We start from the raw sequence: 8,319 nt of genomic DNA on the forward strand, positions 1-8,319 counted from the left end.
CTAATCCTTCGGGAAATCGGTGGAGAGGCTGAGCGTGCGCCAGCGCTCCAGCTCTTCCAGCCGCGCCCGGTCGCCGCGCTCGATCGCGTCGACCGCGTCGCTGCCGAGCGGGAGGCGGAGCGGCGGTGCATCCGAGCGGACCACTTCCAGGATCGCGCGGGCGCCGCGATGCGGGTCGCCCGGCTGCTTGCCGTTATAGGCCGCCTGCATGCGGGCGGCATTGCCGACTACCGCGTCATAGTCGGCGCGGCCGGCTTCCAGCGTGGTGGAGGAACCGGCGAAATCGGTGCGGAAGCCGCCCGGCTCGACGATCGTCACGCGCACGCCGACCAGCTTCATTTCCTGGGCGAGCACTTCGGAGAAGCCCTCGACGCCCCATTTCGCCGCCGAATAGGCCGCGCGGCCCGGCGCGCCGAGCCGGCCTCCGACCGAGGAGAATTGCACGATATGGCCGCTGCGCCGGGTGCGCATGTGCGGGATCACCGCCTTGGTCATGATGATCGTGCCGAACAGATTGGTCGCGATCTGGCGGCGAAAGCTGTGGAGCGAGGTATCCTCGACCGAGCCGATATCGCCATAGCCGGCGTTGTTGACCAGCACGTCGAGCGCGCCGAACTGGGCGATCGCCTCGGCCACAGCCGCGCTGGCGTCTTCCTCGCAGGTCACGTCGAGCGGGGCGGTGGCGAGGCCGCCGGGGCGACCGTCTCCCAGCCCGGCGAGCTGTTCGGGGTCGCGGGCGGTAGCGAGCAGATTGTCGCCGCTGTCGAGAATGGCTTCGCACAGCGCGCGGCCGAAGCCCCGCGAGCTGCCGGTCACCAGCCAGGTGCGTGGCATGGGTAGATACTCCTCAGCCGAAGGTGAAGACATAGGCGCGCGCGCCGGGGCGGGCGAACTCGATCGTGACGGTGCGATCGGTGATCGTGCCGGACTGGCGGATCAGCTGATAGAGCCGGTCCTCCCTCACCTCGCCCCAGCCGTTCGCATCGACATCGACGCCGTGGCTCGCGCCTGGCGCCTTGCCGTCTAGCGTCACCCGGAAGCGGACCGGCTGGCCGTCCTGCGCGCCGCCGAGCACCAGATGCGCGTCGCGGGCGTGGAAGCGGAAGCGGATCGTGCCGGGGCCGTTCTCCAACGCGGCATATTCGCCGCCGACATTCCAGCTTCCGGCCAGGTCCCACTGGTTGAGTGACAGCGACGCGGCGGAGGCATAGCCGTACGGCCGGTCGTTGCGCAGGCCGCCGGGGGAGGCGAAGTTCTGGGCCTTCTCATAGCCGATATAGGCTTCGGGCGAGGCGAGATCAGCCCAGTCGGCCTGGGCTTCGACGCCGCTGGCCGGGACCGGGGCCACCGGCACGTCCGCGACATTCTGCCCGGCTTCGGTCAGCAGCTTGCGGATCAGCCGCTCGCCTTCGCCATAGCCGCCTTCGCCCAGCCGGTAGCCGCGGATCTTGCCCCTGGCGTCGATGAAATAGATGCCGGGCCAGCCCTGGTTGGCGTAGTCGCGCCACACCGCATAATCATTGTCCTGGAGATTGGGCCAGGCGACGCGGAGCTGCTCGGTGGCGAGGCGCACCTTGGCGGGGTCCTTTTCGAAGCCGAATTCGGGCGCGTGGACGCCGATCACTTCCAGTCCCTTGCCGCCATAGCGCTGCTGCCAGGCACGCAGATAGGGGAGGGCGCGCAGCGAGTTGATGCAGGAATAGGTCCAGAAATTGACCAGCACGACCTTGCCGCGCAGCGCCGTGGGACCGCCGGGTACCGGGGTGAGCCAAGGTTTAGCGCCCTGCAGCACGCCGACGGGCTGTGAGGTTGCGCCGAAGGGCGCGGAGACGATCAGCTCGGCGCCCTGGGCCGGCGCATGCACCAGCCCGAGCGCGTCGCCGAAGCAGATCGCGGTGGTGGCGCCGGCCGCGACGATCGCGGCGACGGCGAAGCCTAGGGAGCGTTTATAGGTCATTGGGTGCCTGCCTCATCTTGCGGGTCACCACCGATCTAGGCGCCTGGCGCGGGAATGCCCGTTAGGGTTCGCCCGCCGCGCGTTAGTTGCTGCAAGCAGCGCCTAACAGCGCATCACTCCAGTTAACGGGCGCCGCGCCGCCATTCCCCTAAATCTGGGTTCAACCAGAAAGGGAGCAAAAGCCCATGTCCGCAGATCAACCTTCGCGCCGCCAGTTCGTGGCCGGTGCCGCGCTGGCAGGCGCCGCGAGCGCCTTGCCCTCGCGGCTGCTGGCCCAGGCGGCCGGCAACAGCGACATCCGTCCGTTCAGGATCAACATCCCCGCCGCCCAGATCGCCGCGATGCAGCGCCGGATCGCCGAGACCCGCTGGGCCGATGCCCAGCCGGTCGCCGACGACAGCCAGGGCGTGCGCCGCCAGACGCTCGAGCCGCTGATGCGCTACTGGGCGCGCGGCTATGACTGGCGCAAGGTCGAGGCGCGGCTCAACGCGCTCCCGATGTTCCTGACCGAGATCGACGGGCTCGACATCCACTTCATCCATGTCCGCTCGCGGCACGAGAACGCGATGCCGATGATCCTGACGCATGGCTGGCCGGGCTCGATCCTCGAGTTCCTTGGCGCGATCGATCCGCTGGTGAACCCCACCGCGCATGGCGGCAAGGCGGAGGACGCCTTCCATGTCGTGATCCCCTCGATCCCCGGCTTCGGCTTCTCCGCCAAGCCGACGGTGCCGGGCTGGGGCTCGGACCATATCGGCCGGGCGTGGAGCGTGCTGATGCGGCGGCTCGGCTATGAGCGCTTCGTCAGCCAGGGCGGCGATTGCGGATCGGTGATCTCGCAGCGCATGGCGCTCCAGCATGTGCCGGGGCTGATCGGCATCCATCTCAACATGCCGGCGGCCGTCCCCGCCGAGATCGCGCATATCCTTGCCGCCGGCGATCCCGCCCCGGCGAGCCTGTCGCAGAAGGAACGCTTCGCCTTCGACCAGCTCGTGGCCTTTTACCGCGACAATTCGGCCTATGCGGCGATGATGAACACGCGGCCGCAGACGATCGGCTATTCGTTGGTGGACTCGCCGGTCGGCATGGCGGCCTGGATGTACGAGAAGATCGACCAATGGGCCTATCCGGCCGGCGATCCGCAGAAGGTGCTCGGCCGCGATGCGATCCTCGACGACCTGTCGCTCTACTGGCTGACCGGCACCGGCGCCTCGGCCGCGCGGATCTATTGGGAGGATCACAGCAACAACTTCAACGCGCGCGGCATCATCGACCTGCCGGTGGCGGTGAGCGTGTTCCCCGGCGAGATCTTCCGCGCGCCGAAGAGCTGGGCGGAGCGCTGCTATACCAACCTCACCTACTTCCACGAAGCCAGCAATGGCGGCCATTTCGCGGCCTGGGAACAGCCGCAAATCTTCGCCGAGGAAGTGCGCGCCGCCTTCCGTCCGCTGCGTTGAGCCATCCGATCCACAGGAGAATATCGATGTCCGATACCAAGACCCTCTACACCGCCAAGGTCCATGTCACCGGCGGGCGCGAAGGCGCCGCGCGCAGCAGCGACGGGCGGCTCGACGTCCAGCTCGCCGTGCCCGGCAGCGCCGGCGCCGGGACCAACCCCGAGCAGCTGTTCGCCGCCGGCTGGTCCGCCTGTTTCGAAGGCGCGATGGCGATCGCGGCGAAGAGCAAGGGCATCACTTTGCCCGCCGATCTCGCGATCGATGCCGAGGTCGACCTGCGCCACGGCGACGAGGGCTATTCGCTCGCCGCGCGGCTCAACGTCAGCGTGCCCGGTATCGAGCCGGAGATCGCCCGCCAGCTGATCGAGGCGGCACACCGCACCTGCCCGTACTCGAAGGCGATCAAGGGCAATATCGACGCCGTCGTCGCACTCGTCTGAAAGGAGACCTGAGATGAAGAAGCTCATTGCAGGCGGGCTGCTGCTCGCCGCTTCCGCCCTGCCGCTGGTGGCCCAGGCGCAGGCTGCCAAGCCGACCATCGTCCTCGTCCACGGCGCCTTCGCGGACTCGTCGAGCTGGAACGGGGTGATTCCGATCCTCCAGCGCGACGGCTATACCGTGATCGCCGCGCCCAACGCGCTGCGCAGCGTGCGCACCGATGCCGATGAGGTGCGCGACCTGGTGAAGAGCATCGACGGACCCGTCGTGCTGGTCGGGCACAGCTATGGCGGCTCGGTGATCAGCGAAGCGGGCGAGGGCGCGCCCAACGTCAAGGCGCTGGTCTATGTCTCGGCCTTCGCGCCGGAGGAGGGCGAGACCGCGCTCGGCCTTACCGGCAAGTTTCCGGGCAGCACGCTGGCGCCGGCACTTGCCCCGCCGGTGAAGCTCGCGGGCGGCGGCAACGACCTCTACATCCTCCAGGCGCGCTTCCACGACCAGTTCGCGGCGGACGTGCCGGCGGCCGAGGCCAAGCTGATGGCGGCCGGCCAGCGCCCGATCGCCGATACCGCGCTGGGCGAGGCGACCACCGCGCCGGCGTGGAAGCATGTGCCCTCGTGGTTCATCTATGGCGACAAGGACAAGAACATCCCGCCGGTGGCGATGCAGTTCATGGCCGAGCGCGCAGGCTCGCGCGGCACCGTGGTCGTGAAGGGCGCCTCGCACGTCGTGATGGTGTCGCACGCCGCCGCGGTGGCCAGCCTGATCGAGAAGGCCGCGACCGCGCAGTGAGCTGAGGCGCCGGCGATCCCCAGCGCCCCCTGCGCCGGCGCCCACGCCCACGGCCGGCATCCAGCGTCGCCGGCCGTGGGCGTTCTTGATTTCGCTCAGTCGTGCTTGTCGGGATCCTCGGGCCTGTCCATGCAGCCTAGCCGGCCGTTGCAATAGTGCACGCCGTCACCACCCGACCGATCACTTCCGGGATTGGCATAGTATTGATAGGCTTCGAAGGGGGTGGTGATCCCGGCGTCGACCGGAATGGGGCAGAAAGGCGCATACCAGGCGTCGAAGCATTCCACCCCGGTCGAAAAGCCATACGCCGCATAATTTGCCGCGCAATTTGCCCCGCCCTGATAGCAGGCGGCGGATTGGCTTGAACCATCGTCCGCCTTCGCGGCGTGAATTCCGAACATGGAAACATAGGCAAGTGCGACCGCAAAACTCTTCGTGATCATGAAAATCCTCCGATTTAAATGATTCGATACAATATTAATTCGCCGAAGATTCGGCGCGTTGAGTGTAGTGTTGGCGGAAATCGCTGCAAATAATTACACGAATTTCATTTCAATATGGTGCTATATTTAGGGAATTATTTGGCGCGACCGGTTTCGGTGCCCTGATCCGTGAATCCGGATGCCGGCGTCCGAGGGGCGCTCGGAGTAGCTGGTGAACACCAGGTCGGCCTGCCTGATGCCCAGGATGGCGCGGATATCGTTGTTCCTGCCGGCGCATCGCGCGCATTTTTTTGTGCATCAACTGCGTATCGGACGGGTCCCTATTCGGGCATGGCGGTCTCGATGTGGAAAAAGGGATGCCGATGACTGCACCGAAGGCCTGGGACGGCGCGCTGGTCCGCAAATGGCTCGAGCGCCGGTTGGCGGCGTCGCGGCTCGACCAGGCGGCGGCGGATCGGCGCGGCTATGAAGCGCAGGACGACTACGACAAGGCGGCCGCCGAGGAATGGGCGTGCCGCACGCTAAGCGCTGGAGACTGCGCCGACGATCAGGCGGCTTTTGCCAAGCGGATCAAGGAACTGATCGCGCAGGAGGACTATCCGCAGACCGGCATCTATGACGATGCCAAGTTCGAGCGGCATGTGCGCGGCCACCTGCGCAAGATCGCCAAGATGACCAAGGCGAACGAAGGGTTCGAGAAGACGCTGCGCTATCAATAGTATCCGGCAATAGCATCCGGCGCCCGGATCCGCAGACCCCGGCGCCGGCGCACGGCGTTATTGCGAGTAGCTGGTGAAGACCAGGTCGGCCTTCTTGTCGATCGCGTCGAGCTTCACATGGCAGGCATGGCAGGACTGGGTGAGCGTCACATTCTGGTCCGCCACGCCATTCTCGAACTGGCCATAGCCCCAGCCATTGCTGGCGGCGTAGCGCTTCGAATCCTTGACGCTGACCTGCACATTGGTCGGCGGCCCCGCCACGAAGGACTGGGGGGCGGGGAACACAGAGTCATTGCGCGGTGAGGACTGGTATTGCCAGGCGAGCCGCACGATCACCGTGCCGTCCGGGAAGGGGCGGATGTTCTCGCGGTAAGCCTTCACCGCGATGTCATTGCCCAGGATCGCGCGTATGTCGTTGTTCTTGCCGGCTTCATGCGCGACGCTGATCAGTTTCCAGTCGCGATAACCCTCGGGCAGGGTCACGCCATAGACCGGTGCCGCATCCTGTTTCGGGCGATTGGCGGCGGCCACGGCCGAGACCCCGAAGACCAGGGTCGCGGCCGCGAGTGCGAGCGTGGAGAGACGCCGCACCGGCTCAGCCCGCCATCCTGGCGACGTCGAGTACGGCCTTGGCGAAGGCGGCCGGCGCTTCCTGGGGCAGGTTGTGGCCGATGCCGCCGCTGACCAGCCGGAACTCGTACGGGCCGGTGAACTTGGCGCGATACTGCTCGGGCGCCGGATGAGGGGCGCCATTGGCGTCGCCCTCCATCGTGATCGTCGGCACGGTGATTACCGGCGTTGTCGCCAGCCTGGCCTCGATCGCGTCATACTTGGCCTCGCCCTCGGCCAGGCCGAGCCGCCAGCGATAATTGTGGATCACCAGCGCGACATGGTCCGGGTTGACGAACGAGGCCGCGGTGCGGGCGAAGGTCGCGTCATCGAACTTCCACTTGGGCGAGGCGAGCTGCCAGATCAGCTTGTTGAAATCATTCGTGTTCTTCGCATAGCCGAGCTTGCCGCGCTCGGTGGCGAAATAGAATTGGTACCACCATTGCAGCTCGGCCGCGGGCGGCAGCGGGGCGGCGTTGGCGGCCTGGCTGCCGATCAGATAGCCGCTGACCGAGACGAGGCCCTTGCAGCGCTCGGGCCAGAGCAGTGCCATGATGTCGGCGGTGCGGGCGCCCCAGTCGAAACCGGCGACGATCGCCTGCTTGATGCCGAGCGCGTCCATCAGCGCGAGGCCATCGGCGGCGAGCGCGGCCTGCTGGGCGTTGCGCGGGGTGTCGGCCGAGAGGAATACCGTCGAGCCATAGCCACGCAGATAGGGCACGATCACCCGGTGGCCGCGGGCGGCGAGCAGGGGTGCGACTTCGGCGAAGGCATTGATATCATAGGGCCAGCCATGGAAGAGCAGCACGGGCTGGCCGTCCGCCGGACCCATCTCGACATAGCCGATGCTGAGCGGGCCGGCGTCGATCTGCTTGACCGGGCCGAAGGGCGTGGCGGCAGGCGAGGCGCCGGCCCTGGGCGTGGCGGTGGCGACGCTGGCAACGGTGCTGCCGCTGATCAGGGCGGCGAGGGTGGCGGCGCCGTGGACGAAGCTGCGGCGATCGGATTGCAGGGACAGGGGCTTCGACATGACTCGGTCCTTTCTGGCGGGTGACGAACCTGGCCGAGATAGGTGCACCCGCGGGGCGCCGCCCGTTAGTCGCTATGAGGTCGTGTGAGGGCTGGCCGAACGTATTAGACGGGGAAGTGGGCAAAGGTTGCACGCAAGGGCACTTTGCATCGGGCCGCTCCCAACCCATCTGGGAGGGGAATGTCAGAAGGAACATCCATGTCCATTCCCCTCAAGATCGATTTTGTCTCCGATGTTGTCTGCCCCTGGTGCATCATCGGGCTACGCGGGCTTGAGGAGGCGATCGAGCGCACCCGGGATGTGGTTGATGTGACGCTGCATTTCCAGCCGTTCGAGCTGAACCCCCAGATGGTGCCGGAGGGTGAGAATATCGGCGAACACATCGCTCGGAAGTATGGCTCGACCCCCGAGCAGTCCGCCGCCAACCGCCAGATGATCCGCGACCGCGCCGGCGCGCTCGGCTTCGAGATGCGGATGGGTGCCGACAGCCGGATCTACAACACGTTCGACGCGCACCGGCTGCTGCATTGGGCCGAGACCGAAGGGGCGGACAAGCAGACGGCGCTCAAGCATGCGCTGTTCACTGCCTATTTCACCGAGCAGCAGAACCCCTCGGACCCCGAGGTGCTGGTCGCGGCCGCGGAGAAGGCCGGGCTGGACGGCGCAGCGGCGCGCGAGGTGCTGGCGTCGGGGCGGTATGCGCAGGAGGTGCGCGCGGCCGAGCAGCTCTGGCAGAGCCGGGGGATCAACTCGGTGCCGGCGATCGTGATCGAGGACAAATGGCTGATCTCCGGCGGCCAGCCGCCAGAGGCGTTCGAGCAGGCGCTACGCGATATCGCCGGGCAGCTGGGGTAAGCGGCTGATTTACAACGTC

At 67.0% G+C, this 8,319-nt stretch carries 10 protein-coding genes; 5 read left to right on the forward strand and 5 right to left on the reverse strand.

The features are described from left to right. The gene (locus AAHM44_RS24180; protein WP_269574681.1) at positions 1-834 is read right to left on the reverse strand and encodes an oxidoreductase; all 834 of its coding nucleotides are present in this window, start codon (positions 832-834) and stop codon (positions 1-3) included. A gap of 13 nt (positions 835-847) precedes the next feature. Next, positions 848-1,957: a redoxin domain-containing protein gene (locus AAHM44_RS24185; protein ID WP_342251584.1), complete on the reverse strand. Its 1,110-nt coding sequence runs from the start codon at positions 1,955-1,957 to the stop codon at positions 848-850. 185 nt (positions 1,958-2,142) lie between these two features. On the opposite strand from AAHM44_RS24185, the gene AAHM44_RS24190 reads away from it, so the two are divergent. Genes AAHM44_RS24190 through AAHM44_RS24200 form a run of 3 tightly spaced genes read left to right on the forward strand, consistent with a single transcriptional unit; the run spans position 2,143 to position 4,644 of the window. Then, positions 2,143-3,414, forward strand: a complete 1,272-nt coding sequence (locus AAHM44_RS24190; protein ID WP_342251585.1) for an epoxide hydrolase family protein — start codon at positions 2,143-2,145, stop codon at positions 3,412-3,414. Positions 3,415-3,440: 26 nt separating this feature from the next. Further along, positions 3,441-3,854, forward strand: coding sequence for an organic hydroperoxide resistance protein (locus tag AAHM44_RS24195; RefSeq protein ID WP_269574684.1), 414 nt, complete (start codon positions 3,441-3,443; stop codon positions 3,852-3,854). A gap of 13 nt (positions 3,855-3,867) precedes the next feature. Further along, a complete protein-coding gene (locus AAHM44_RS24200) occupies positions 3,868-4,644 on the forward strand; it encodes an alpha/beta fold hydrolase (protein ID WP_342251586.1) in 777 nt (258 codons plus the stop codon). A gap of 95 nt (positions 4,645-4,739) precedes the next feature. On the opposite strand, the gene AAHM44_RS24205 is transcribed toward AAHM44_RS24200, so the two are convergent. Then, positions 4,740-5,087 carry a hypothetical protein gene (locus AAHM44_RS24205; RefSeq protein ID WP_269574686.1) on the reverse strand — a complete coding sequence of 116 codons (348 nt, stop codon included), beginning with the start codon at positions 5,085-5,087 and terminating at the stop codon, positions 4,740-4,742. Positions 5,088-5,449: 362 nt separating this feature from the next. Between AAHM44_RS24205 and AAHM44_RS24210 the strand changes: the two genes are divergently transcribed. Continuing rightward, positions 5,450-5,806, forward strand: a complete 357-nt coding sequence (locus AAHM44_RS24210; protein WP_342251587.1) for a hypothetical protein — start codon at positions 5,450-5,452, stop codon at positions 5,804-5,806. Between the two features lie 57 nt (positions 5,807-5,863). Here the strand turns inward: AAHM44_RS24210 and AAHM44_RS24215 are convergent, their stop codons facing one another. Beyond that, the gene (locus tag AAHM44_RS24215; RefSeq protein ID WP_342251588.1) at positions 5,864-6,397 is read right to left on the reverse strand and encodes a cytochrome P460 family protein; all 534 of its coding nucleotides are present in this window, start codon (positions 6,395-6,397) and stop codon (positions 5,864-5,866) included. A 4-nt stretch (positions 6,398-6,401) separates the two neighbouring features. Next, the gene (locus tag AAHM44_RS24220; RefSeq protein WP_342251589.1) at positions 6,402-7,445 is read right to left on the reverse strand and encodes an alpha/beta fold hydrolase; all 1,044 of its coding nucleotides are present in this window, start codon (positions 7,443-7,445) and stop codon (positions 6,402-6,404) included. Positions 7,446-7,643: 198 nt separating this feature from the next. Here AAHM44_RS24220 and AAHM44_RS24225 point away from each other — a divergent pair, with 198 nt between their 5' ends. Then, complete coding sequence (locus AAHM44_RS24225) at positions 7,644-8,300, forward strand: DsbA family oxidoreductase (RefSeq protein ID WP_269574689.1); 657 nt, start codon at positions 7,644-7,646, stop codon at positions 8,298-8,300. Positions 8,301-8,319: the final 19 nt, after the last annotated feature.

This window comes from Sphingomonas sp. OTU376, from assembly GCF_038440415.1.
Lineage (GTDB): Bacteria > Pseudomonadota > Alphaproteobacteria > Sphingomonadales > Sphingomonadaceae > Sphingomonas > Sphingomonas kyeonggiensis_A.